This is a genomic window from Streptomyces sp. NPDC024017 (assembly GCF_040638895.1).
Classification (GTDB): domain Bacteria; phylum Actinomycetota; class Actinomycetes; order Streptomycetales; family Streptomycetaceae; genus Streptomyces.
Genome location: NZ_JBEZYZ010000022.1, coordinates 1 through 25,210 on the forward strand (window position 1 = coordinate 1; position 25,210 = coordinate 25,210).

The following is a 25,210-nucleotide window of genomic DNA, read 5'->3' on the forward strand; positions in this document are numbered from 1 at the left end:
GTCGCGATGATCATCGGGGGGCCGATCCTGGGCGCGATCGTGCTGATCGCGGCTCTCGTGGTGCTGGCCGACACGCTCTACAAGTACTCCAAGGGGCAAGCGTCCCTATGGGATGTCGGGCTCGCGGCGCTGGACTGCATACCGGGCATGAAGGGCCTGACCACCCTCGGTGGACTAGCCAAGGGGCTCAAGGGCGGAATGGCTGCCGTGAAGGGGCTCAGAGGCGGTCTGAAAGGCATGGGGCTCGCCGTGCGCGGGCTGGGCAAGAGCGCCCGCGGCATGATCGCCGACGGCGCCAAGGGGGCGTACAACCGGGTCAAGAGCGTCGTGCGTTCCAAGGGCAGCGACCCCATCGACATGGCCACCGGGGCCATGTTCCTGCCGCAGACCGACGTGGAACTGCCAGGCCTGCTGCCGTTGGCGTTCACGCGCAGAATCGCCTCCGACTACCGCTGCGGCTGGTGGTTCGGCCCGACCTGGGCATCCACCATCGACCAGCGGCTCGAAATCGACGAGGAGGGCGTCGTCTTCGTCACGGAAGACGGCCTGCTCCTCGCGTACCCCCACCCGGTCGCTCCGGAGGTGCCGGTACTGCCGGAATCAGGGCCCCGTAGGCCGCTCACTCGTCTCGGTGACGGCGATTACCGTGTCGTGGACCCGCTCAGCGGTCAGACGCTGCAGTTCGCGCGCCCCGACAGTGACGGTATCGCCCTGCCGACCCGCATCATCGACCGTAACCGGCACACGATCACCTTCGACTACGACGACCAGGGCGTCCCCGTCGGCCTCCGTCATTCCGGCGGCTACCACCTCAAGCTCGAGACCGAAGAGGGGCGCGTCACGGCGCTCAGCCTGGCATCAGCGGCCGAGAACGGGTCGGACGTCGTCATCAAGCGATACGGATACACCGACGGCAACCTCACGGAGACCGTCAACTCCTCCGGGCTGCCGCTGAAGTTCACCTACGACGATCGCCTGCGCGTCACCTCCTGGACGGACACCAACAACCGCAGTTACGCCTACACCTACGACAAGCTGGATCGGTGCACAGCCGAGGGCGGCGAGGCCGGCCACATCAGCATCACCCTCGACTACGACGGTTCGGACGCTGCCTGGGCCGACTGTCGGGTCACCACCCTGACGACGGCTGAAGGTGCGACGACCCGGTTCGTCATCAACTCCGACAGCCAGGTCGTCGCCGAGATCGACCCCCTCGGAGGCACAAGACGCACGACGTACGACCGGCACCACCGGGTGCTCTCCGAGACGGATGCCCTCGGCTGCCGAACCAGCTACGAGATCAACGAACAGGGTCAGCCCACGAAGATCTCGGACCCCGCTGGTCGCGACACACGCCTGGAGTACAACCAGCACTGGCTTCCCACCACGATCGAGCAGCACGACGGCAGAACCCGTCGACGCACCTACGACGACCGCGGCAACTGCATTGCGCTCACTGATCACGCAGGCTGTACCACCCACTTCACCTACGATGACGCAGGCCGCCTCACCGCTGTGACGGACCCACTGGGGCAAGTGACCACAGTCGCTTGTGATGATGCAGGCCTGCCGGTCGAGATCACGGACCCCCTCGGCGCCATCACCCGATACGCCAGAAACGCGTTCGGCCACCCGTCGGTCATCGTGGAACCCACCGGAGCCACGACCCGACTCGACTGGACGGTGGAGGGCCTCCTCGCCGGCCGCACCGACGCCGAAGGCCGGACCGAGACCTGGCTCTACGACGGGGAGGGCAACTGCACCTCCCACATCGATGAGCTGGGCGGAGTCTCCCGGTTCGAGTACACCCACTTCGACCTGCTGGCCGCCCGCACAGGCCCGGACGGTGCTCGCTACGAATTCGCCCACGACACCCAGTTGAGACTGGTCAAGGTGACCAACCCGCAGGGACTGACGTGGACGTACGAGTACGACACGGCAGGCAACCTGATCGCCGAGACGGACTTCGATGACCGTCCGCTCCGGTATTGGTACGACGCGGCAGGCAGGATGTCGGCCCGCACGAATGCGCTCGGGCAGACGGTCCTGTTGCAGCGGAACCGACTCGGGCAGGTGGTACGCAAGGACGCCGCAGGCCGGGTCACGACGTTCGCGTACGACTCCGCGGACCAGTTGACGGAAGCCGTCGGTCCCGAGGCGACGCTCACGCTGCGCCGCGACGAACGGGGGTGTCTCCTCGAGCAGGTGGTCAACGGCCGTGCGCTGTCGTTCGAGTACGACGTTGCAGGCCGCCGCACGGCGCGCACGACGCCGAGCGGCGCACGCAGCAGCTGGACGTACGACTTGGCGGGCCGACGGACCGGAATGGTCACATCGGGCCGTCCGATCGAATTCACCTATGACGCGGCAGGCCGCGAACTGATCCGTCGTATCGGCGGGACTCTCGACCTTACGCAGGAGTTCGATCCCCTCGGCCGTTTGACTGGTCAGACGCTGACGGGTCCGGATGGTGCCCTGGTTCAGCACCGCGCATACTCCTATCGCGCAGACGGACATCTCGTGAGTGTGGATGACCGCCTGACCGGTGCCCATCGTTTCGAACTCGACACCGCCGGGCGGGTGACGGCGGTACGCGCGGCCGCCTGGACCGAACGCTACGCCTACGACGAAGCGGGCAATCAGCGGTCGGCCGAGTGGCCGACGACGCATCCGGGCGCGGAATCCCAGGGGGTTCGGGAGTACAAGGGCACCCGCATCACACGCGCCGGCCGGGTCCGTTTCGAGCATGACGCTCTGGGCCGTGTCATCCGGCGGCAGAAGACGCGCCTGTCTCGCACACCGGACACATGGCACTACGAATGGGATGCGGAGGACCGTCTGACGTCACTGGTAGCGCCTGACGGCACCCGGTGGCGTTATGAGTACGACCCACTGGGCCGCCGTACGGCGAAGCTGAAAGTGGCCGGAGACGGCGAGACGATCATCGAGCGCGTCGACTTCACCTGGGACGGGGCGACCCTGTGTGAGCAGACGACGACCGCCGTCGGCCTACCGAACCCGGTCACGCTCACCTGGGACCACCAGGGTCTTCGTCCCATCGCCCAGACGGAGCGCATCACCGCTGCCGAAGCGCCCCAGCATGAGATCGACTCCCGCTTCTACGCGATCGTGACCGATCTGCTGGGGGCACCGAGCGAGCTTGTCGATGAACAGGGCGTAGTGGCGTGGGGCGCTCGCAGCACCCTCTGGGGGACGACTGCATGGACGGCCGACGCGCCCTCCTACACGCCGCTCCGCTTCCCGGGCCAGTACTTCGACCCGGAATCAGGCCTGCACTACAACTGCTTCCGCCATTACGACCCCGAAACCGCCCGCTACTTCAGTCCGGATCCACTGGGCCTCGAACCGGCTCCCAACCCGGTCTCGTATGTGGCGAATCCGCATACCAGGTCGGATCCCCTCGGTCTCGCTCCGTATCCCAATGAACACCTGGCCGACCTTCCCATTCACTCTCGTTACGATAGGTTCTATGTGCGGGCCGGTGAGTTGGTCGACAACAGGATCGCCAGTCACCCTCTGACGGAAGCCCAGATGTACGGGGGTGAGATCGCGGGGCACGGCGGTGTCAGGAACCTTCCCAACGAAGATCTCACCAGGTTCGGAGGGCCGCAAGGGAACGACCCCATCAGTGGCTATCGCGACTGGGCGCCAGGGGACTCGGTCCGTTTCCCAGGGTCGCAGGTACATATAACCGGTGGGCATCACCGGACGGCCGAGATAGTTCGAAGGATCGGCTCGGGAGAGATGGACCCGGATCTGCTGATCGAATTTGCACTTCGGAGGTGAGAGACATGACGTCGGTCCTCCTGGTCGAGTCAGAAGGCTTGATCGCTGATGTCATCAGGGACCCGCACGGGGACGACAGGATCTGGGTGTGTGTCGGAACCGAGCGCCGAGCCGGGGCCAAGGGCTGGCTGGGATGCTGGTCAAGTGAAGACGGTTTGCCGGGTGAAACCGAGGTCGTGGACCTTCTGTGCCGTCTGGCCGATTTCACCAGAGCGAACGTGAAGTCGAGCAGGGACGGGCAGGTCCTGGTCGAGCACTACTTTCGCAAGGGGTGGAGTTCTTGGGGGCCTGGTACTCCGGGACCGCTCCGTGATCTCGCCGTCGAGTCGGCTGCGGAGGGCGGCGCCCCGATTCGGATCGCTGATTTTCGGATGGACGGGTGAAAGAGAATCCTCGGCTGGTCGCATACGAATACGTCGGCCCTGCCGAAATAAGGCAGGCGGTCTCCAACAGGGCGGGATCGCGCATCACATCCGCAGCAGACCTTGAGCGGTTCCTTGAGGAGCGCGGCTCTGACGAAGCGGCTGAGCCGTTCACGTTTGTCGTTGACGCATCCTGTTTCCTGGTTCTTGCTCCTCGCAGGTCCGAGCATGTGGCATGTGCCGGCGCGGAACCGGTCCTTGCCGCGGGTGAAGTGCGATTCTCCCGGAATGACGGGAACGGCCGATTGATTGCCGACTATGTAAGCAACCAGTCGACCGGATACTGTCCGCAAGCCGAATCCTGGGCGGCAGTGGTCATAGGCCTCGACCGAGCAGAAGTGGAGCACGGCACGGGTTACACCCACCCGATCGTTTTCCGGTGCTGTCCGTCATGTCACAACTGGAACGTGGTCAAGGAATCCGTCTTTGTCTGCTCCATGTGTGACAGTGACCTGCCTCTTGGGTGATCCGGAGATTTCGGAAGAACGCGAGGCGTCGCCGGCCAGGTCGTACGACATCTTCAGCTTCCGCAGCTTCTTGGGTGCGTCCGCGAAACTCCTCCGCGAACACATCCGCCCTGCCCGCCCAGGAGAGGATCTCGTCCTCCTCGGCGATGCCCTTCAGGTCGCGCAGTGCGTCGGCGACGTCGTCGGCGAAGTCGTGCAGCGGACCGGCGAGACGTCTGCATGAGAGCGAGTGTCGAACTTGTCGCACGTGAGGTCGAGTAAACGGTAGTGAATGACCCCGCGCGTGGAGATGTGGTGAGCCGCCGGGCCGTTGTGCCATCCCTTGCACGGCGACCCGGCAGGAAGGCGGCCCCCGAGCGTGAGGCGATCTTCGAGCACATGATGGGACGGCTCTGAGCGGATGCGAGGCTCGAAGTAGTGGCAAGTCAGGTTGTTCCCGTTCCGGAAGGCGTGCTGGCTCGCGAGATCTTCGGGCCCCTCGGCGGCATCGTGGAGATCGGGGCCGTGTCGGCGACCGGCGCATGGAACGTCGGTGCTGCCTCCGTCGGCGAGTTGGTGAGCAGCCGCCGCGGAGAGGTGGACCGACTGCTCGACCTCGTCCGCGGCATCGGCGGCTTCTCACCGGCCACCATGGCCATCGCGGACGAACTGGGTTACCTGCGCGAGCACGAGGTGACGGCCCCGGCCCTGCTGCTGTGGTCGGGGGCGGTCGAGGGGATTCCACCGCGGCTCGAGGATCTCGAACAGCCAGAGGTCGTGCGCCGTATGTGCCACATGGCCGCCGACTTGCAGATGACGTACTTCCTGCAGGCCCTCGTCACCGCTGCGGTCGTGGCCGGCGGGGACGTCCGGCAAGGAGCGACCCGGACCGCCGAAGCGCTGACGATCGCGGCCGCTGTCGCGGACGCGACGGGGCGGAGTGACCCGGCCCTGGTCTTCAGGATGTGGCGGGTTGCTCACCTTCCAGGGATCCTCCGCCCCGATGTGGGAACGCCCGAGCAGGGCAAAGCGGCGTTCCGTTCCTACGACCGGGCGCTCGAAGCCCTGACCACCACAAGCACCTGACGACCACGACCACGACCAGGAGCGGGGGGTGGCAGTTCACGGGAGCCTGACGCCCGCCGTCAGCGGTTGATCGACTGGATCTCCTGGACGTTCATGTCCTGTGTGGTCTCGAAGGTGCCGTCGGGCAGGTCGCCGCCGGTGCCGTCGGAGCCCTCCCAGGTGATCTGCCAGGTGACGCTGGCCGAGAGCTGGTAGGGGGCGCCGTCGGTGGCGCGGAGGTAGCGGATGCCGCACGGCGGGGTCTTGTCGGCGCTGCCCTTGGTGTACGGGGTGCCGATGGAGCCGTCGTCGTTGATCGCGCAGTCGCCGGAGGCGGGGAAGACCTCGGCGTCCTTGGTACCCGGGTCCAGGTGCAGGGCGACCGGCTTGGCCGTCGTCTCCGCCCACAGGCCCGTTCCGGGGAGCTCGGCGCGGACCTTGACGTCCTTGAAGGTGCCCTTGTCCAGCCACACCCAGGTCGGGAGGTTCACCGTCGACCTGACCGCCGGCTTCAACTCCACCTCGGTCTCGGGGACCTTGACCTTGTCGTAGGCGTAGTCGGCGAGGGTCTCGGGCGTGGGGGCGTTGGGGTCGTCGGGAATCGTGCCGGCGTCCTGCCAGAACATCAGCCGGCTGCACAGCGAGGTGTTGTCGATCCCGGTGACGTCCGGAGCCACTCCGCGCCAGAAGTAGCCGTCCTTGCCGAGGTTGTAGTTCTTGTACCCCTTCACCGTGGCCGGCTTGGTGAAGATGGTGGTGGCGTCCTTCTCGTCCCTGAAGTGGTCGGTCCAGAGCTTCGACCCGTACCAGCCGTCGCGCAGACCGGCGTCGCCGCTGCCGTCGTTCTCCGAGAAGTTCTTCAGCTGCTCGGGGGTGAAGACGGGCTCGTACCAGCAGGGCGGCGGCTTCCAGTTCACGTCCGTCGACGCGACAGTGCCCTGCTTGCCGCCGGTGGGGCCGCTCACTTGGCTGACCTTGATCCGGGACTGCGAGGCGGAAGCGGAGATCTCGTTGTTCTTGGCCCCGCCGCCGTAACTGCCTTCGCCACCGAGGGCGACGGCAGGCACGGGTGCCAGGAGGGCGGAGGTGAGCGAGAGGACTGTGAGGGGCCGGGAGGCGCGTGAGGACCTCACTTGGCGCAGCCACCCCGCTCCGAGTGGGCCGACACTGCCTGCCACACGCCCTGGGCGTTCTTGCCCATGGAGATCACGTAGACGACCTCGGGGTCCGTGCCTGCCGGGTTCCCCTTGACCTCGCCGGTCTTGCGGTTCTTCGTGCTGGCCTTGCTCTCGTCGGTGCAGTAGGAGAGGGAAGCCGCCGCCTTGTCCTTGGCGAGAGTCACCTTGGGGTCGAACACGGGCAACTTGCCGATGACGGTGAGGTTCTTGTCCGTGTAGGTCCTGATCCACTGCTGGCTCTGCAGGAAGCCGTTCTTCGTGTCGTAGAAGGCACGGTTCTTGCTGTCGGGGTCGTTCTCGATGATCGCCTCGTACCCCGCCCGGAGCTGTTCCCTGCCGTCGTCCAGCACTGCCTGCTCGACGGGATCGCTGCTCGTCCAGTTCTCGAAGGTCAGCTGGAAGCTGCTGGGGAGCTTGATCACCGGGCGCTTGACGCCGGGCGCCGAGGACGACGCCGAGGCCGACGGGCTGCTCGAGCTGTCGCCCGCGCCCTTGATGTCGTCCGACGGCGAATCGTCGCCCCCGCCGCAGGCGGACAGAAGCAGCGCTGCCGCCGTGGCGAACGCGGCGGCAGTGGTGGTCAGTGCGCGGCGGGCCACAGTTGATCTCCCCCGTAGTTTCGGTGTATGCGACAGGAAACGAAGCTATCAGGCACGGGTCATGCGGCTTTGAGAGGCAGTGGTGGATTGTGTGGGGAAGGTGAGGAGTGTGGCGTGGCGGTTGCGAATAGTGCCGTCCCCGCCGGGTGCCGCGTGAGGTCCTTGCCTACAGGGCAGTTGCGGGATCACCTTCAGGTATCCCTTGACCGAGCAGACCGACGATCCACTGGGTACCGGACGGCGAACTCGTCAGCCGAACCCACGAACCATCCCGGAAGGAGACTTTGAAGTCGGACTCGGCCACGCTGTATCGCTTGATCTCTGCGCCGACGATCTCCTTCCGGGGCAACGACCAGAGGACGGCCTCGGAGCCCGGAATCTGCTCGCCACCGCCCCATGAGACGTACCGATTGCCCCGCGCCGAGTCCTCGTACGACAAGATGCGCACCAGCCCATCCGTCTCCGACAGTTCGATCTCTGTCACGAGGCGCCAGGGCCGCCGTGAGGGGTCGAGTTGCCAGGGAAGCGTACGAGCCGTCTCGTCCACGCCCGCCCACATGACGGGAAAGTCGTCGACTTCGTTCTCACGCTCCTCCAGCTTTCCCCGCTTCTCAGGCGACGCGGGACTGCCAAGGGCGTCGGCGATGATGTAAAGCGGCAGCATCAAGAGCCCGGTGACGGCGGAGAGCGCGTATTGGCCGAGCTTGCCGAAGAACCCTCGTACGGCAAAGGTCCGTTGAGGTGGCCAGCCGGGCAAGTCGGGCTCGATGTCGTTGCGTTCCAGGTCGCGGAAGGAGCGGCGCTTCGCCACCGAGGCGGCTGTGCCACTCGCGAACTCGACCCGGTAGCGCTCGGGTTTTTCGTCCATGACCTCTACTGGGGTACGTAGCGGCGGAATCGCCGTCAGCGGTTGATCGACTGGATCTCCTGGACGTTCATGTCCTGTGTGGTCTCGAAGGTGCCGTCGGGCAGGTCGCCGCCGGTGCCGTCGGAGCCCTCCCAGGTGATCTGCCAGGTGACGCTGGCCGAGAGCTGGTAGGGGGCGCCGTCGATCGCGCGGAGGTAGCGGATGCCGCACGGCGGGGTCTTGTCGGCGCTGCCCTTGGTGTACGGGGAGCCGATGGAGCCGTCGTCGTTGATCTCGCAGTCGCCGGAGGAAGGGAAAACCTCGGCGTCCTTGGTGCCCGGCTCCAGGTGCAGGGCGACCGGCTTGGCCGTCGTCTCCGCCCACAGGCCCGTGTTCGGCAGTGCGGCACGGACCTTGACGTCCTTGAAGGTGCCCTTGTCCAGCCAGACCCAAGTGGGCAGGTTGACCGTGGACTTGGCCTCCGGCTTCAGCTCGACCTCGGTCTCCGGGACCTTGACCTTGTTGTAGGCGTACTCGGCGAGCGTCTTCGGGGTGGGCGCGTTCGGATCGTCCGGGACCTCGCCGGCGTCGACCCAGAACATGATGCGGCCGCAGTCCCAGGTGTCCGGGTCGTCGGGGTCGGGGGCGACACCTCGCCAGAAGTAGCCGTCCTTGCCGAGGTTGTAGTCCTTGTAGCCCTCGGCGGAGCTGTTGGTCGGGGCCTTCAAGTCGAAGTTGTCGGCCGGTTTGCCGTCCCGGTAGTGGTCGGTCCACAGGCCCTTGCCGATCCACGACTCGTGGATGCCCACGTCGCCGCCACCGTCCGTGTCCACGAACTTCTTCAAGCCCTCCGGGCTGAACGCGGGCTCGTACCAGCAGGCCGGCGGCTTCCAGTTGGGGTCTACCGTGCCGAGGTTGCCTTCTTTGCCGCCGCCGTCATCACCACTCGGGTACGTGATTTTGATGTTGGAGACGGAAGCCGACAGGCCTCCCTCACCGTCCGTACCGCCGCCGCTCTCATTGTCGGCCGGTGGCACGTTCGTGTTGTCCTCCGGCCCCGCTGCGTACGCGGTGCCGCCGCATCCCAGCACGGCGGCCACCGCCAGCACGGTGGACCAGGCCAGAGAGCGTCGCAGGTGACTCATCGACGGCAGTCCTCCACGCGCCCCTGCACCTCGATCTGCAGCACCTTCCATACCTTCGGGGATCCCTGTGGCGGCTTCATCAGAAGGCGGAACTGCTGGAAGTCGTTGAGGCTTTCCTTCGTGTACCGGATCTTCTTCGTCTTCACGTTCTTGCCGTAGAACTTGCTCTGATCCCGGCACATCGTGACGAGGACGCCCTTCGATGTGCCGACGTCGTCGGTCCTGCCCCGGTAGTAGCTGTCGGATCCCGTCGCGGTCCAGTCGTCGTCGACCCATGCCTGGATCTGCGACTTCGCGTACTTGGTGGCACTTCCCAGTGAGTAGAACCGGTAGGCCGGGTCGTCCGGGTCCTGGGCCGTGATGCCGTGGTCGAGAGCCAGGATGTAGTTCTGCGCGCTCTCGAGGGCTGCCGCGTGGCGCGTGTCGGACGGCTTCGTGATGTCGAACTCGACCTCGAGGTCACTCGGCAGACTGACGTCCGGTCGGCCGGAGGGAGAAGACGGCGAAGCCGAAGGGCTGTCCGTGCCGGTGCCCGCTCCCTTGATGTCGTCCGACGACGAGTCGCCGCCCCCGCCGCAGGCTGTGAGCAGAAGTGCCGCCGTCGCGGCGAACGCGGCGGCTGTGGTGGTCAGAGCGCGGCGGGCCACGGCTTCTCCCCCGAAGTTCGGCGTGTGCAACTGAGAACGAAGCTATCAGGGGGGCGTGTTGGGTCCTCGGCCCACCATGGGCGATTGTGTGGAGAGCGTGAGGGGAGCGCGTAGCGCTCGCGAAGAAGGGTGATCGTCAAGTTCGGCCGCAGGGTCGACGCCCGTGGCTACAAGGGCAAATCGGACGGTAGTGAGGTTCCTTACTGCTGCCCTTAGACGCCCCCCGTACGAGTCCATAAGATCTCTGTAGGCTCAGCACACCCTCACCCCACAGCTCGGCCTCACCTCACTCCACACACGACCCCAGGACACCCGCCATGCCGCGACGCCGCACCTCAAGCTCGTCAAGCTCGACGGGAAGTACGACGGGAGCGACGGGAACCACGGCCGCCCCCAGGAACCGGACTCCGCAGCCGGTGAGGATTCGGCGGCGGTCGTTCGGGGACTTCGTCAAGGCGTTCTTCGCCTTCGTCGCCCTGGCCGTGCTGCTCGTCGGCGTGCCGGGCGCGCTGGCCACGCAGATCGGGTGGCCGCTGCCGAACGGGGTGCCGAGCCTCGACTGGCTGCAGCAGGAGATCACGGTCCACACGTTCCTGAACATCCTCACCGTCATCGTGTGGATGGCGTGGGCGCAGTTCACGGCGTGCGTGCTCGTGGAGATGAAGGCCGCGCTGTCGGGCGTCGGCGTGCCGGGGCGGGTGCCGGGGGCCGGGCCGAGTCAGTTGCTGGCGCGCCAGCTCGTCGCCGCTCTGCTGCTCGTCGGTGCCACCGCCGCCAGCCTCACGCCCGGGCTGTCGCAGCTCGGGCACAGCTACGACGCCAACCAGAAGCCGACCGTCGCGGCCGCGCAGGCCACCCCGGGGCTCTTCGCCCAGCAGCAGGACCAGGCCGCCGGTGCCGCCGCGGCCCTCGCCGAGCAGGCCTCGCACGCCGCCGCCCACGCCGACGCCGGTGGCAGCACCGCCAAGCAGGGCGACACGAAGTACTACCGGATCCAGCCGCCCGAGGGGCGGCACCACGACTCCCTCTGGGAGATAGCCCAACGGCACCTCGGTGACGGCCGCCGCTACAAGGAGATCTTCGAGCTCAACAAGGACCGCGTGCAGCCGGACGGATCCAAGCTCTCCGAGGCCAGTCTCATCCGGCCCGGCTGGATCATGGAGATGCCGGGCGACGCCCGCGGCGGCGAGCTCGTCGAGATGCCCGACGAGGCGCCCAACGTGTCGCCCGATGTGCAGCAGCAGATCAGCGACTACGCCCAGACCGGCGACCACGCCCAGGGCGGAGGCGGCTCCGGCGCCCAGGGCGGTGGACACGAGCACGCCGGTGGCGGCGCCACCCAGGTGTCCGTCCCCGACCAGCAGCGGCCCGACCCCGGCACCGGACACCAGCAGGCCACCGGCATCGGCGCCGAGTCCGACAGCTCCTTCGGCCTCCCCGAAGCCCTCCTCACCGCCCCGCTCCTCGCCGCCGGTCTCCTCGGCGCCCTGGGGCGTCGGCGCCGGCAGGCGCTGTGGCAGTCGGCGTTCGGTTCCATCGGCGGGCGGCGCGGCATGGAGCCGCCCACGCCGAGCGGTGACGCGCAGGACGTCCAGGACGCGCTGCTCGTCGGCGCCGACCCCGAGGGCGTACGGCTGCTCGACCGGAGCCTGCGCGGACTCGCCGCCTCGCTCGCCGAGGAGTCGCGCGCGCTGCCGGTCGTGTACGCGGCCTGGCTCAGCAACGGCGACCTGCACCTCCAGCTCGCCCAGCCCGCCGGGAAGCCGCCCGCGCCCTGGCAGCAGGGCCAGGACCAGACCTTCTGGATGCTGTCCCGGACGGACGCCGAGCGCTACGAGGACGTCGACACGGCCGCGCCCTACCCGGGTCTGGTCAGCCTCGGCACCATGGACGACTCGCGGCTGCTGCTCAACCTGGAGGCCGTGCCCGGCATCGTGTCGCTGAGCGGCCGGGAGGCCGACCGGGCCGCCGTCTTCGCGTCCGTCGCCGCCGAGTTGGCGACCAACGGCTGGTCCGACCGCATGACCATCACGCTCGTCGGGTTCGGCGAGGACCTCACCCCGCTCGCCCCGAACCGGATCCGGCACCTCGAGGACATCGAGGCCCTCGTCGAGACCATGGAGGCCGAGACGCGGCAGCGGCGCGGAGCGCTGGGCGCCGCCGGGCACGACTCCGTCCTCACCGGCCGTACCGGGCCCGCCCAGCACACCCGCTGGGCCCCGCACCTCGTCCTGCTTGCCGCCCAGCCGTCCGCCGAGGACGCCGTCAAGCTCGCCGAACTGGCCGCCGACGCGAGCCGTCTCGGCATCGGCTACCTCGTCGGCACCGAGACCGGCGATCTGCCGGGCGCCGCCTGGGAGATGGAGATCACCGGCCAGGGCAAGCTGCTCGCGCCCCTCCTCGGGCTCGAACTCGACGCCCAGCTGCTGCCCGTCGCCCAGCAGCGTGCCGTGGTCGAGCTGTTCGTCGAGGCCGACCCCGAGAGCCGGCCCGAGGGCGGCCCGGCCAACACGCCGCCGTTCCTCGTCGACATCAGCGAGCAGGGCCGGCCGGCCGTGTACGCCCGGCTCGTCGGGCCGTACGAGATCATCGGCCTGGACAACCCGGACGGGGAGCGCAGCGCGCTGCTGCACGAGGCGCTCGCCCTGCTGCTCCTGCACCGCGAGGGCGTGCACCCGCGCGTGCTGTCCTCCGCGCTGTGGCCGCGCGGCGTCACCGACGACGTACGGGAGTCGCTGCTGGAGCGGCTGCGGGCCTGGCTCGGCACCGACACCGACGGCACGCCCCGCCTCACCACCGACAGCTCCGGCCGGCTCACGCTCGCCAAGACCGTCGTCTCCGACCTGGACGTGCTGCGGTCCCTCTACCACGAGGCCACGCAGGGCAAGGGTGTCGGCAGCCGGGCCGTGCGCGGGCGGCTGCTCACCGACGCGCTCGTGCTGGTGCGCGGGCCGCTGCTCGCCGACCGGCCCGAGGGTCGCTACCGGTGGCTCACCCACGAGATCGTCGACGCCCAACTGCCGCTGCTCGTCGCGGACACGGGGCTCGCGCTGTGCGAGTTCCACATGGAGAAGAACCGTGCGGAGAAGGCCATCGAGGCGCTGCAGGCGGCCCTGCGCACCGCTCCGGCCGACGAGCGCCTGTGGCACGAGCTGCTGCGCGCCACGCACGCCACCGGCGACTCGGACCGGCTGACCGCCCTCGCCACCGACCTCATCGGCCGCAGCGGGGCCCGTGGGCTGCCGCCGCGCACCGAGGCACTGCTCGACGAGCTGCTGCCGGCCTGGCGTGACGCGATCGCCGCGGTGGGATGAGCACCGGGCTGCTGGCCGTCGCCGCCGCGCTGTGGGGCGCGGCGGCGGGAGCGTTGCTGCCGCGGGCGGCCTACCGGTTCTCGGCGCCCTCGGGGGAGGCGTGGCGGGGGGAGTGCCCCGGCGGGCACGCCCTCAGGGGCTGGCTGGGACGGGCGGCGTGCCCGGAGTGTGCGGAGACCGGGTACGGGCCGCGTACGACCCCTCTGGTGATCGCCACCGCCCTGGTCTGCGCCGTCCTCGCCGCCGCGACCGGCACCCGCCCCGAGCTCGGGGTCTGGCTGCTGCTCGCCCCGGCCGGAGTCCTGCTCACGGTCGTCGACTTCCGCGTACGGCGCCTGCCCGACCCGCTCACCCTCCCCTTCGCCGCGGCCGCCCTGGCCCTGCTCGGCCTCACCGCCCTCGTTCCCGAACACGCGGGCCACTGGACGACGGCCCTGCTCGGCTCCCTCGCCCTGGGCGGCGGTTACTTCGTCCTGTTCCTCGTCAACCCCGCGGGCATGGGTTTCGGCGACGTCAAACTCGCCCTCGGCACCGGCGCCGCCCTCGGCTGGTACGGCTGGCCGACGGTCATGCTCGGCACCTTCGCCGGTTTCCTCCTGGGCGCCCTGTACGGCGGGGCCCTCGTCATCACCCGCCGAGCCACCCGCAAAACCGCCATCCCGTTCGGCCCGTTCCTGATCACGGGGGCGTTCCTGGGGCTTCTGGTGGGCGCGTTCACGGCCTGACGCGGGAGCGTGGAAACGCGCCGAACTCCTGTGATCCGCGCAACCGGCGCTGTCATGATGCTGATCATGACAAACCCATCCTCCTACCCCACCGGCCCGACGCCGTACCCCACCGGCCCGACCCCGTACCCCACCGCCCCGACGCCGTACCCCACCGTCCCTCCGCCCGACCCCACCGGCCACCCTTACCACCGCCTGGACCGCGCCACGGGCCGTCACCGCTGGTGGCGGGCCTGGGTCGGGACCCTGCTGTTGGCCGTCACCTACTTCGTGTTGATCCTCGTGCTGTTCGGCGTCAGCTACGGCCTCGGCACGGCGCTCGGCGCGCCGGAACTGCCGGACGGCGGTGCCGACTTAGGGCCGCTCGGGAACACGGCGATGGATCTCGTGTCCATCGCGATAGCCCTGCCCCTGGTGCTGCTGGCCACGCTGTGGCCGGCGAGACGGCCCGTCGGCACCGTCACCTCGGTCACCGGGCGGCTGCGGATCGGCTGGCTCGGGCGGTGTCTGCTGGCCGGGCTGCTGCCCATCCTCCTGCTCACGGTGACGGCCTTCCTCCTGCCGGGCGACTCGGGCGAGTCCGACACGTGGGTGGGCTGGCGCTCCTTCCTCGCGGCCCTGGCCGTGCTGGCCGTCCTCGTCCCGCTGCAGGCCGCGGCCGAGGAGTACGTCTTCCGCGGCTGGCTGCTTCAGGCGGTCGGGGCGTTCGTGCGCTCCCCGTGGTTCGCCGTGATCCCGCAGGCCGTGCTGTTCGCCGCGGCCCACGGCTGGGGCACCCGGTGGGGCTTCCTCGGGCTGCTGGTGAACGGCCTGGTGGCGGGGCTGCTCACGATCCGCACGGGTGGGCTGGAAGCGGCCATCGCCCTGCACGTCCTGAACAACCTGCTGGCCTTCGGCGCCTCCGCCGCGGTCGTCGACGGACTGTCCTCGGACGAGACCGCCGCCGACGCGCCCTGGCCGCTGGCCCTCGCCGCCATCGCCACCGACCTGCTCTACGCCGCGATCGTGCTGTGGCTCGCCCGGCGCCACAAGCCGCAGCGCCTCTCGACCCCGGCGATGCCGCCCGCCCCGTACCCCGGCCCCGCCCGCGCGGCCTGACGTCCAGCCCCCCGAACCGCTGGCGTACGCTGGGCTGGTCCGTCCACAACCCTTACGAAAGGGACGCCCGGTGACCGAGAAGGCCGACCTTCAGCCCATCCTCGACCGTGCAGCCGCCGGTGGGCGGATCACCCCGGACGAGGCACTCGTGCTGTACCGGGACGCCCCGCTGCACGCCCTGGGCGCCGCCGCCGACGCCGTACGCCGCCGCCGGTACGCGGGGACCGAGCACATCGCGACGTACATCATCGAGCGCAACATCAACTACACGAACGTGTGCGTCACGGCGTGCAAGTTCTGCGCGTTCTACGCCCCGCCGAAGGCCACGGACAAGGGCTGGACGCGCGACCTGGACGACATCCTGCGCCGCTGCGCGGAGACCGTCGAGCTGGGCGGCACCCAGATCATGTTCCAGGGCGGGCACCACCCGGACTACGGCGTCGAGTACTACGAGAAGCACTTCGCCGCGATCAAGAAGGAATTCCCGCAGCTGGTCATCCACAGCCTGGGGGCGTCCGAGGTCGAGCACATGGCCCGCATCTCCAAGGTGAGCGTGGAGGAGGCCATCCAGCGCATCCACGCCGCCGGCCTCGACTCCTTCGCCGGTGCCGGTGCCGAGCTGCTGCCCGAGCGGCCCCGCAAGGCCATCGCCCCGCTGAAGGAGTCCGGCGAGCGCTGGCTGGAGATCATGGAGATCGCGCACAACCTGGGCGTGGAATCCACCTCCACGATGCTCATGGGCACCGGCGAGACCAACGCCGAGCGCATCGAGCACCTGCGGATGATCCGGGACGTCCAGGACCGCACGGGCGGCTTCCGCGCCTTCATCCCGTACACCTACCAGCCCGAGAACAACCACCTGAAGGGCCGCACGCAGGCGACGCTCTTCGAGTACCTGCGGATGATCGCCATCGCGCGGCTGTTCATGGACAACATCGCCCACATCCAGGGCTCGTGGCTGACCACGGGCAAGGAGGTCGGGCAGCTCTCCCTGCACTACGGCGCCGACGACCTCGGCTCGATCATGCTGGAGGAGAACGTGGTGTCGTCGGCCGGTGCCAAGCACCGGTCCAACCGGATGGAGATCATCGATCTGATCCGGAAGGCGGGCCGGGTGCCCGCCCAGCGGGCGACCACGTACGAGCACCTCGTCGTCCACGACGACCCGGCGAACGACCCGGTCGACGACCGCGTCGTCTCGCACATCTCCTCCACGGCCATCGAGGGCGGCACGGCTCACCCCGAGCTGAAGCTGCTGGCCCCGAACTGACCCGACCGTGCTGACGATTCACGCCGCCCCGCTGGTCCTGCCGGCGGGCGTGGCACCCGTCGTGGACGGAGCCGTCGTGGTGGACGGCGACCGGATCACCGCCGTCGGGCCCTATGACGAGGTCGCCGAAGACGCGCCCGGCGCGCGGGTGCGGCGCTGGCCCGGCGTGCTCACCCCGGGTCTGCGCCAGTGGCACCCGCTGTGGCTGCTGCGCCACTGCTACCACCCCGACCCGCGCGAAGCCGGCGAGCTGGGCGAACAGCCCCTGTGGGGCGAGCGGCTGGCCGCCCTGGGCGACCTCACCGAGACCCGCTGGTCGGGCAGCGTGCGCCGCGGTGTGCAGCGGATGCTGCGGTACGGCACGACGGCGGTCGCCTCGCCCGGCGCCCGCTTCCGCGATCCGCTGGTGGCCACGGCCGTCGCCCGGTCCGGGCTGACCGTCGTGGGGACCACAGACGCCCCCGGCACGCTGCTCGGCGAGCGGCCCGACCTCGACCCGTTCGCGGAAGGGTACGACCTCCGGGGCACCGTCCACGGCCCGCTGACCATCGGCGGCCGGGCCGACCTGGCCGTGTTCGACGTACCCGACGAGACGGCCCTGCGGGAGCGCGGCGCGGTGACCTGTGTGGCGACCGTGCTGGCTGGCCGGCTGGTGTACCGGGCCCGCTGACCCCGGCCTCAGCCCGCGAACGCCTTCCCGAACGCCCCCGAACCCTGCGTCACCCCGCTGCAGTCGGTCGCCGCCTTGTCCGACGTGGAGCCGTCCGCGCACTGCCGGTCCCGGGCCGTCGACCACATCGACACCCAGGCGATGCCCTTCTCCTCGGCGAAGGCGCGGACCTCGGCGGCGTCCGCGAGCGTGAACGTCTCGTTGTCGACGTCGTTGACGCCGATCATCGAGGTGAGCGCCATGCCCTGCCAGGCGGTCGCGTCCGAGGTGCCGAAGACCTTCTTCAGCTGGGTGTGCGCGGCCTTGGCGGCCGTGAGGGCGTAGCCGCCCATGTCACCGTCGTACGAAGAGCCGTAGTTCATCGTCATGAGATTGACCGTGGAGACCTGTACGCCGTTGTCGTTGGCGGAACCGAGCAGTGCGAGGCCGTCCTCGTCCAGGCCCGAGGGCATCACCGGGAGCGTGAACGAGACCTCCAGGCCGCCGCGTTCCTGCTGCAACCGGGCGATCGCCTTCGAACGCAGGGCGACGGAGGCGGAGTCGGAGAGTTCGTCGCCCTCGATGTCGAAGTCGGCGAGCGTGGCCCCGGCCGCGTCCAGGGCCTTGCCGTACGCCGCCGCCAGTTCCGAGGCGCTGTCGCAGTTCGCCGCGAGTTCCTTGCCGGAGGCGCCGCCGAAGGAGACCCGGACCTTGCCGCCGTCCTCCTTGAGCCGCGCGATACGGGAGGTGACCGTCGAGTCGCCGATGGCGTGCGTGCCGTTCCAGCGCGGGGTGCAGTCGTCGCCGTCGGCTATGACGAACGCCAGGTTGTACGCCGTGGGGGAGCCTGCGGAGTCGGTGCCGGCGGCCTCGGTGGCGCTGACGTACGGGGCGTACGACGTGCCGGTTCCGGCGGGGGACGAGGTGCTGGGGCCGGCCGTCGCCGCGGGGGCCGAGGGGGCCGCGTCGCCCTGCCCGGAGCATGCGGCGGTGGCGAGGGCGAACAGGCAGCCCAGCCCGGCCGCCGCCGGTTTCCGGTAACTCCTCATGACGTGCGCTCCCGTTCTCGTGAGGTCTGGGGGTAGGACAGGAAGTACGTTTCCCGGCAGCAAACGTCTCACGATGTCGGTTGCGCGCGGCGAGTTCCGCGGGCATTCCCGAGAACTCTCAGAGAAAGGACAGCCTCTGTCATTTCTCGCGGGTCTCTCACAAGAAAACCCGAGTTTAGAGCACATAAAGGCGCCCTACTGTCCGGGGAATGCATTCCGAGCCTGCCATCGAAAACCGCGCCCCTCGCGGTCGCCGCCGCAAACGCGGCAACGGGTCCGCCGAAGGCCCCGTGTTCGTTGACAACTCCGGACGCCGCGCCCGGCTGCTGCGCCGGATCGGCCTCCTCCTGGGGGCCGTCTGCCTCGGGTACGCGGCCGTCCTCGGCGCGGCCTTCATGGGCTGGGGGACGTCCCTGACGCCGTCGCAGTTGCTGCCGTTCGCAGGTGCGGGGCCCGGCGGCGGCCAACCGCAGGGCATTCCGGGCGGCCCCGGCGAAGCGGGGGCCCGGCCCAGCGGCGTCCCGTCGGCTCCGGCCCGGGAAGTCGCGAGCGGCACCACCCCGTCCCCGTCCGCCTCCGCCGGCGCCAACTGACCGGGGGCGCTCCATGACCACGACCACCCCTTCCCGCGGCCGGCGCCGCGCCCGTGGAGGACCTGGCGGCACGGAAGAAGCCGCGGCTCCTGCCCGGAGGGGGTGCTGCAAGAATGGGCCCGTGACCCGCGCATCCCTGGACAAGCAGCCGCACGAAGTCGCCTCGATGTTCGACGACGTGGCGGAACGGTACGACCTGACCAACGACGTGCTGTCCCTCGGCCAGGACCGGCGATGGCGCAAGGAGGTCGCCAAGGCGGTCGACGCGCGCCCCGCGCAGAAGGTCCTCGACCTGGCGGCGGGCACGGGCACGTCCTCGCTGCCCTTCGCCCGGACCGGCGCCTACGTCGTCCCGTGCGACTTCTCCCAGGGCATGCTCCGGGTCGGCAAGCAGCGGCAGCCCTGGCTGCCCTACACCGCCGGGGACGCGACGCGGCTCCCCTTCAAGGACGACACCTTCGACGCCGTCACCATCTCCTTCGGGCTGCGCAACGTGCAGGACACGGACGCCGCCCTGCGGGAGATGTACCGGGTGACCCGGCCCGGCGGGCGGGTCGTGATCTGCGAGTTCTCGCACCCCACCTGGGCGCCGTTCCGCACCGTCTACACCGAGTACCTGATGCGCGCCCTGCCGCCGGTGGCGCGGGCGGTGTCCTCCAACCCCGACGCCTACGTCTACCTCGCCGAGTCCATCCGGGCCTGGCCCGACCAGCCCGCGCTGGCCGAGCGGCTGGGCGAGGCCGGCTGGTCTCGGGTGGCCTGGCGCAACCTGAGCGGCGGGATCGTCGCCCTGCACCGGGGCTTCAAGGCGAGCTGACCCTACGGCGAGCTGAGGACCATGTGAGGGTCGCCCGGCTCGTCCAGCTCGCGCTGGAAACCGCCCCTGGGCGGACGCGGGATCCGCGGTTCGTGCACGCCCCCGCCGCCCTCACCGGGCCCGAAGTCGAACCACACGTAGACCATCGAGTCCCGCGGCACCTCGGCACCGGGCTGCGGGTACTGGCGTACGACGTAGTCGACGACGACGAGAGAGAGCTCGGGCCGGTCCGGCGCGCTGAGGAGGAGACCCTGCGCCCGGGCCGTCTCCCGCGCGTCCACGGCCATCAGGCCGACCAGACGCGGCACGCGCACTTCGGGTGTCTTGCGGGATATGTGCACAGATGTCACCCCCAGCGGTACAGGAAGGGTAACTCCCGCCCCGTACCGACCGGAAGCGACAGGTGTCTTTCTGTGACAGTCGGCTACTCTGCGTCAACGGCCTGGAGATCGAGCCGGTAGCAGTGCCCCGCGCGCTGCGCGGACGGTGTCGTGAACGTCTCGGCGAGGCGCATCCCCAGGCGCTGTGTCACCGCGATGGACCGGCTGTTGCGGGCGTCGACCATCGCCACGACGCCCGGTACCCCGGTCGCCCGCATCCGCTCCAGCGTCTGCCACGCGGCCGCCGTGACGTAGCCCTTGCCCCAGTGCTCCCGGCCCAGCCGCCAGCCGATCTCGATCTCCCCGGCCGGGCCCCAGGTCCGCTCCCACGGCTGGGCGCCGGTGAAGCCGATGACCTGCCCCGACTCGTCGAGCACGGTCCACAGGCAGAAACCGAGCTCGGCGTCGTGCCGGCGCTGGCGGGCGGTGAGCTCCTCGTAGACCGAGAGCTCCGCGGCCCTGCCGCCCTGGAACTCCATGACGTCCGGGTCGTCGAAGATCCGGTGCCAGACGATCGCGTCCTCGTGGGTGGGGACGCGAAGCCGCACAGCGGGGAGAGCTCGATTCACGGAGGCAGCCCTTCAGCCGGGTGATGAATGCTGCTGCATAGACTGCCCATGTCCAGTGCCGGTCGGCACGCAAGATTGACGAACTTGGGGAGATCCCGCCGTGACCGTCGTGACCGAGCCCCTCTCCGAGAACACCGCCGATGTGATCGTCGTGGGCGCGGGGCCGGCCGGCTCCACCACCGCCTACCACCTCGCCAAGGCGGGACTCGACGTCCTCCTGCTGGAGAAGACCGAGTTCCCCCGCGAGAAGGTCTGCGGCGACGGCCTCACCCCGCGTGCCGTCAAGCAGCTGGTGGCGATGGGCATCGACATCTCGGAAGAGGCCGGCTGGCTGCGCAACAAGGGCCTGCGCATCATCGGCGGCGGGGTGCGGCTCCAGCTCGACTGGCCGGATCTCGCCTCCTTCCCCGACTACGGACTCGTCCGCAAGCGCGACGACTTCGACGAGCAGCTCGCCCGGCAGGCGCAGAAGGCCGGTGCCCGGCTCTTCGAGCGGTGCAACGTGGGCGCGCCGATCCTGGACGAGCGCACGGGCCGCATCACCGGTGTGCACGCCAAGCTCGGCGAGGAGAAGCGCGAGGTCACCTTCCGGGCGCCGCTCGTCGTGGCCGCCGACGGCAACTCCACCCGGCTGTCCCTGGCGATGGGCCTGCACCGCCGTGAGGACCGCCCGATGGGCGTGGCGGTGCGCACGTACTTCACCAGCCCGCGCCACGAGGACGACTACCTGGAGTCCTGGCTGGAGCTGTGGGACCGCCGCGGCGCCGAGGACCGCCTCCTGCCCGGCTACGGCTGGATCTTCGGCATGGGCGACGGCACCTCGAACGTCGGCCTGGGCGTGCTCAACACCTCCGACTCCTTCAAGGAGCTGGACTGGCGCGAGGTCCTGAAGGCCTGGTGCGCGTCGATGCCGGAGGACTGGGGCTACACGCCCGACAACATGACCGGCCCGATCCGCGGCGCCGCGCTCCCCATGGCCTTCAACCGCCAGCCGCACTACACCAAGGGCCTGCTGCTCGTCGGTGACGCCGGCGGCCTGGTGAACCCCTTCAACGGCGAGGGCATCGCCTACGCCATGGAGTCCGGCCAGATCGCCGCCGACGTCATCGTCCAGGCCCACGCCCGGCCGACCCCCGCGAGCCGCGAACTGGCCCTCCAGCGCTACCCGCGCGTCCTGAAGGACACCTACGGCGGCTACTACACGCTCGGCCGCGCCTTCGTGAAGCTCATCGGCAACCCGAAGGTCATGCAGATCGCGGCCCAGCGCGGTCTCACCCACCCGATGCTGATGAAGTTCACGCTGAAGCTCCTCGCGAACCTCACCGACCCGACGGGCGGTGACGCGATGGACCGCATCATCAACGGGCTGAGCAGGGTGGCACCGAAGGCCTGAGCGGCGAGGCCGCGGCCTGCGGTGCCGGTGGCCCGGCCGGGTCGTCGACGCCGCGTCGAGGGGTGCTCGGCGCCGCGTCAGCCGGCGGCCGGCTCGCGAGAGCCGGTGGCCCGAGCGGGCTGCCGGCCTGCGCTGCCGGCGGGCCGAGCGGGGAACCGGGCCCGTGGTGCCGGTGGTCCGATCAACCGCTCAACGCCGCGATGTTGGCGGCCCGGCGCGCGTACACCGCCTCCCGCCGGTCCGCCGTCTGCCGCAGCGCGTCCTTGCGCTCCCGCCGGGAGAGCCGGTCCAGATAGAGCTGCCCGTCGCAGTGATCGGCCTCGTGCGCGAGGCACCGGGCGAAGTAGCCGGTGCCCTCGATCACGAGCGGCTCTCCGTCCCGGTCGAACCCGCGCACCACGGCCCGGTCCGGACGCGGCACGTCCATGGTGGCGCCCGGAACCGAGAGGCAGCCCTCCGCTTCGTCGAGGAGCCTCCTGTGCGAGGCGTCGAGCGGCTCCAGGACCGGGTTGACGATGTGCCCGACGTGCCGCACCCCGTCGTCGTCCGGGCAGTCGTACACGAACACCCGCAGATCGACCCCTACCTGGTTGGCCGCGAGCCCGGCCCCGTCCGCGATGTACATGGTCAGGAACATGTCGTCGATGAGCGCGGCGAGGTCCGGACCGAACTCGGTGACGTCCCGGCACGGTTTGTGCAGGACCTCCTCGCCGGCCTCGGTGATCCGCCGGACCTTCCCCCGCCGGGCCTCGGGCGCGAGCCGCGGGTACGAGTCGACGGACCGTCCCTGCACGAAGACGCTTGGCATCTGTTGTCTCCCTGTGATGGTGCCGTGGTGGCGGGAGAGCGGCTTCCGGCCGTGGGAGCCCTCTCCGCCCTTCGGGATTCATGACAACAGAACACCTGGGTCGGTCCCAGGAGCAGTCCGGCCACACCCGGCCGTCGGACGGGGTGATTCCGGGGCGTACCGGACTTCCGGCTCGCTACGGAAGCGAGGTTGCGGGTGCGCTCGCACGGCTCACCGTCAACACCCCGCCAGGTCAGGACAATTCGGGCGCGGGGTGCCGGAGTGACGGGAGTGCACGGGCAGGCTGCGGTGCCGAGCGGGCCCGAGAAGGGCCGTGAGGGCCCCTGGAGCGGCCCGGAGACGGGCCGAGGGGAATCGGGGCCTGATGACCCCGGACAGGCCGGGAGGGCCGTTGCCGCGGTGCGGCAGCGACCCTCGAGCCCGTATGTGCGGATGTGTCAGACGGGGCGTGACGTCAGAGGACGCGCACCGCGCCGTCTGCCGGGTAACCCGACAGGTCCTGGATGACGACGCCCTTGGACGGGTTGGCCGCGTCCAGGTACTGGCCGTCTCCGATGTAGACACCCACGTGGTACGCGGAGCCCTTGCCACCCCAGTAGAGGATGTCGCCGACCTGGAGGTTCGACAGCGAGACGTCCGTGCCGGCCATCGACTGGTCCTGCGAGACGCGCGGCAGGTCCACACCAACCTGCTTGTACGCGGCCTGCACGAGGGAGGAGCAGTCCCAGGCGTTGGGACCGGTGGCGCCCATGACGTAGGCGTCGCCCACCTGGGCCTTGAGGAACGCGATGACGGTCGCGACGCTGCCGCTGGAGGGCGCCGACACCGACGTGGAGGCGGACGCGGAGGCGGACGCGGACAGGGTGGCGCGCTCGGTGCTGCGGTTGGCGCGCTCGGCGGCGGCCTTGCGGGCGGCCTCGGCGGCCTTCTTCTTGGCCTCCGCCTTCTTCTTCGCCTCGGCGAGGTCCTTCTTGGCCTCCGTCGCGGCCTTGGCGGCGGCGGCGTCACGCTCGGCGCGCAGTTCGTAGTTCGCGGCGGCCTGCTGGGTGGCGGCCGCGGACTGGGCGACCTGAGCGGACAGGTCGGCCGTCAGGGTGGGCAGTTCGATGGTCTGCGTCACCGGCTCGGCGGCGCTCGCCGAGGCCGACGCACCAGCCGCTGCCATGCTGAGAACGCCACCGGCAACGCCGGCGCGCAGAGCGATCGATGAGGTCGCGCTGCGGCGGGGTTTCCGGTGGCTGCGTATGTGAGCGGTGTGGGACATGGGAATAACCGGTACCAGGGGCTCCTTCATATCTTCAAGAAACGTGTGCTGCGCCACAGTTACTCAATCGGGCCCTCAAAACCCCCGAACGAGGCCCTTTATTGACGCCTTAACGGACATTGCGGGCGCACCGTGACCGGCCTGTGATCACGGTGTTTGATCAATACGCCCGAATTGCCCCGCGCCTACCACCGGTTGGGTTGATTGGCCAAGCCCCGTTCTCATGGACCTCTCATCAACGTGACGGAGGTCACGGAACGGCTGCCCCGCCGGTCGCGTCCCGGCGCGAAGATCACGGCCGGGTCACGGCCTCGCGAAGATCGTGAACGCGTGCACGCGTCCACACCTCGCCCCGCATGCCCCCCTGATGTGTGAACGCGCCTCTATCAAGAGATCAAGTCCATCGCCAATTTGCATGCACGAGAACCATCTTGATATTGAGACGCCCCCTCCGGCCTGCGCTGACGAGCCAAAATGTCACCTCTCGTGATCACTCGGACGCTTCGCGTGTGAAGATCACCGCTCATCCGACTTCATGATCGATCGTCAGGTGGTGGAGATCACAAAGCTTGTGCAATACCCCGTGTCGCAGATCACAGAGCGTCGGGCATAAGATGCACGCGGTTGGGCTTGTGACCTGCTTCACATGTTCCCGATCTTCGCCGGGGCGGGCGGGGTTCGAGGGACAGGTGGGGCGGATGTGAGCCCGATGCAAACCGCCAGCAGTCAGTGCCGACTGAGAGGAGCGAGGAGCGGTGAACGCTTATGCGCCCATCCTCGTACTGGGAGCCCTCGGGGCAGGCTTTGCGATCTTCTCCGTGGTCATGGCCACGTTGATCGGGCCCAAGCGGTACAACCGCGCAAAGCTCGAGGCCTACGAGTGCGGCATCGAGCCGACCCCCACGCCGGCCGGCGGCGGGCGCTTCCCGATCAAGTACTACCTGACGGCGATGCTCTTCATCATCTTCGATATCGAGATCGTCTTCCTCTACCCCTGGGCCGTCACCTTCGACGCCCTGGGGATCTTCGGGCTCGTGGAGATGCTGCTCTTCGTGCTCACCGTCTTCGTCGCGTACGCGTACGTATGGCGGCGCGGCGGCCTGGAATGGGACTGAGGGGCCACAC

The 25,210-nt window shown here is 69.4% G+C and carries 22 protein-coding genes; 12 read left to right on the top strand and 10 right to left on the bottom strand.

Annotated elements, in window-relative coordinates; translation table 11 throughout:
* Nucleotides 1–39 precede the first annotated feature (39 nt).
* From AB0G20_RS37430 to AB0G20_RS37440, 3 genes are all read left to right on the top strand, one after another.
* A complete protein-coding gene (locus AB0G20_RS37430) occupies nucleotides 40–3,807 on the top strand; it encodes a DUF6531 domain-containing protein (protein ID WP_361310794.1) in 3,768 nt (1,255 codons plus the stop codon).
* An 881-nt stretch (nucleotides 3,808–4,688) separates the two neighbouring features.
* Nucleotides 4,689–4,919 carry a hypothetical protein gene (locus tag AB0G20_RS37435; protein WP_361310796.1) on the top strand — a complete coding sequence of 77 codons (231 nt, stop codon included), beginning with the start codon at nucleotides 4,689–4,691 and terminating at the stop codon, nucleotides 4,917–4,919.
* 194 nt (nucleotides 4,920–5,113) lie between these two features.
* The gene (locus tag AB0G20_RS37440) at nucleotides 5,114–5,761 is read left to right on the top strand and encodes a hypothetical protein (RefSeq protein WP_361310798.1); all 648 of its coding nucleotides are present in this window, start codon (nucleotides 5,114–5,116) and stop codon (nucleotides 5,759–5,761) included.
* A 59-nt stretch (nucleotides 5,762–5,820) separates the two neighbouring features.
* Here AB0G20_RS37440 and AB0G20_RS37445 read toward each other — a convergent pair whose 3' ends face one another.
* From AB0G20_RS37445 to AB0G20_RS37465, 5 genes are all read right to left on the bottom strand, one after another.
* The gene (locus tag AB0G20_RS37445; protein ID WP_361310800.1) at nucleotides 5,821–6,807 is read right to left on the bottom strand and encodes a hypothetical protein; all 987 of its coding nucleotides are present in this window, start codon (nucleotides 6,805–6,807) and stop codon (nucleotides 5,821–5,823) included.
* A 62-nt stretch (nucleotides 6,808–6,869) separates the two neighbouring features.
* A complete protein-coding gene (locus tag AB0G20_RS37450; RefSeq protein ID WP_361310802.1) occupies nucleotides 6,870–7,517 on the bottom strand; it encodes a hypothetical protein in 648 nt (215 codons plus the stop codon).
* A gap of 166 nt (nucleotides 7,518–7,683) precedes the next feature.
* Complete coding sequence (locus tag AB0G20_RS37455; RefSeq protein ID WP_361310805.1) at nucleotides 7,684–8,385, bottom strand: hypothetical protein; 702 nt, start codon at nucleotides 8,383–8,385, stop codon at nucleotides 7,684–7,686.
* Between the two features lie 35 nt (nucleotides 8,386–8,420).
* Nucleotides 8,421–9,509, bottom strand: coding sequence for a hypothetical protein (locus AB0G20_RS37460; protein ID WP_361310807.1), 1,089 nt, complete (start codon nucleotides 9,507–9,509; stop codon nucleotides 8,421–8,423).
* The gene (locus tag AB0G20_RS37465) at nucleotides 9,506–10,156 is read right to left on the bottom strand and encodes a hypothetical protein (RefSeq protein ID WP_361310810.1); all 651 of its coding nucleotides are present in this window, start codon (nucleotides 10,154–10,156) and stop codon (nucleotides 9,506–9,508) included. Before AB0G20_RS37465 ends, AB0G20_RS37460 begins: the two co-directional genes overlap by 4 nt.
* Nucleotides 10,157–10,473: 317 nt before the next feature.
* Here AB0G20_RS37465 and AB0G20_RS37470 point away from each other — a divergent pair, with 317 nt between their 5' ends.
* The 5 genes from AB0G20_RS37470 (at nucleotide 10,474) to AB0G20_RS37490 (ending at nucleotide 17,233) form a co-directional block, all read left to right on the top strand.
* The gene (locus tag AB0G20_RS37470; protein ID WP_361310812.1) at nucleotides 10,474–13,470 is read left to right on the top strand and encodes a BTAD domain-containing putative transcriptional regulator; all 2,997 of its coding nucleotides are present in this window, start codon (nucleotides 10,474–10,476) and stop codon (nucleotides 13,468–13,470) included.
* Complete coding sequence (locus tag AB0G20_RS37475; protein WP_361310815.1) at nucleotides 13,467–14,195, top strand: prepilin peptidase; 729 nt, start codon at nucleotides 13,467–13,469, stop codon at nucleotides 14,193–14,195. The genes AB0G20_RS37470 and AB0G20_RS37475 overlap by 4 nt, the downstream gene beginning before the upstream one ends.
* Nucleotides 14,196–14,261: 66 nt before the next feature.
* On the top strand, nucleotides 14,262–15,293 hold the full coding sequence (locus AB0G20_RS37480) for a CPBP family intramembrane glutamic endopeptidase (protein ID WP_361310818.1): 1,032 nt from the start codon (nucleotides 14,262–14,264) through the stop codon (nucleotides 15,291–15,293).
* 70 nt (nucleotides 15,294–15,363) lie between these two features.
* Nucleotides 15,364–16,563 (top strand): cyclic dehypoxanthinyl futalosine synthase, encoded by a 1,200-nt coding sequence (mqnC, locus tag AB0G20_RS37485; protein WP_030839983.1) that lies wholly within the window; start codon nucleotides 15,364–15,366, stop codon nucleotides 16,561–16,563.
* Between the two features lie 7 nt (nucleotides 16,564–16,570).
* Complete coding sequence (locus AB0G20_RS37490; protein ID WP_361310821.1) at nucleotides 16,571–17,233, top strand: hypothetical protein; 663 nt, start codon at nucleotides 16,571–16,573, stop codon at nucleotides 17,231–17,233.
* A gap of 8 nt (nucleotides 17,234–17,241) precedes the next feature.
* Here AB0G20_RS37490 and AB0G20_RS37495 read toward each other — a convergent pair whose 3' ends face one another.
* Complete coding sequence (locus tag AB0G20_RS37495) at nucleotides 17,242–18,261, bottom strand: chitinase (protein ID WP_361310823.1); 1,020 nt, start codon at nucleotides 18,259–18,261, stop codon at nucleotides 17,242–17,244.
* A 209-nt stretch (nucleotides 18,262–18,470) separates the two neighbouring features.
* Here AB0G20_RS37495 and AB0G20_RS37500 point away from each other — a divergent pair, with 209 nt between their 5' ends.
* Both AB0G20_RS37500 and AB0G20_RS37505 read left to right on the top strand, forming a co-directional pair.
* Complete coding sequence (locus AB0G20_RS37500; protein WP_361310826.1) at nucleotides 18,471–18,854, top strand: hypothetical protein; 384 nt, start codon at nucleotides 18,471–18,473, stop codon at nucleotides 18,852–18,854.
* A 121-nt stretch (nucleotides 18,855–18,975) separates the two neighbouring features.
* Nucleotides 18,976–19,671 (top strand): demethylmenaquinone methyltransferase, encoded by a 696-nt coding sequence (locus AB0G20_RS37505; RefSeq protein WP_361310829.1) that lies wholly within the window; start codon nucleotides 18,976–18,978, stop codon nucleotides 19,669–19,671.
* 2 nt (nucleotides 19,672–19,673) lie between these two features.
* Here AB0G20_RS37505 and AB0G20_RS37510 read toward each other — a convergent pair whose 3' ends face one another.
* A complete protein-coding gene (locus tag AB0G20_RS37510) occupies nucleotides 19,674–19,985 on the bottom strand; it encodes a PASTA domain-containing protein (RefSeq protein WP_361310939.1) in 312 nt (103 codons plus the stop codon).
* 110 nt (nucleotides 19,986–20,095) lie between these two features.
* Nucleotides 20,096–20,620 (bottom strand): GNAT family N-acetyltransferase, encoded by a 525-nt coding sequence (locus tag AB0G20_RS37515; RefSeq protein ID WP_361310832.1) that lies wholly within the window; start codon nucleotides 20,618–20,620, stop codon nucleotides 20,096–20,098.
* Between the two features lie 100 nt (nucleotides 20,621–20,720).
* Here AB0G20_RS37515 and AB0G20_RS37520 point away from each other — a divergent pair, with 100 nt between their 5' ends.
* Nucleotides 20,721–22,013, top strand: coding sequence for a geranylgeranyl reductase family protein (locus AB0G20_RS37520; protein ID WP_142160740.1), 1,293 nt, complete (start codon nucleotides 20,721–20,723; stop codon nucleotides 22,011–22,013).
* A gap of 181 nt (nucleotides 22,014–22,194) precedes the next feature.
* Here the strand turns inward: AB0G20_RS37520 and def are convergent, their stop codons facing one another.
* Together def and AB0G20_RS37530 are read right to left on the bottom strand one after the other, a co-directional pair.
* Entirely contained in the window at nucleotides 22,195–22,821 is a 627-nt protein-coding gene (gene def / locus AB0G20_RS37525; RefSeq protein WP_361310836.1) for a peptide deformylase, read from the bottom strand.
* Nucleotides 22,822–23,275: 454 nt separating this feature from the next.
* Nucleotides 23,276–24,115 carry a C40 family peptidase gene (locus AB0G20_RS37530; protein WP_361310942.1) on the bottom strand — a complete coding sequence of 280 codons (840 nt, stop codon included), beginning with the start codon at nucleotides 24,113–24,115 and terminating at the stop codon, nucleotides 23,276–23,278.
* A 725-nt stretch (nucleotides 24,116–24,840) separates the two neighbouring features.
* On the opposite strand from AB0G20_RS37530, the gene AB0G20_RS37535 reads away from it, so the two are divergent.
* Nucleotides 24,841–25,200, top strand: coding sequence for an NADH-quinone oxidoreductase subunit A (locus AB0G20_RS37535; RefSeq protein ID WP_003974383.1), 360 nt, complete (start codon nucleotides 24,841–24,843; stop codon nucleotides 25,198–25,200).
* The last annotated feature ends 10 nt before the right edge of the window (nucleotides 25,201–25,210 follow it).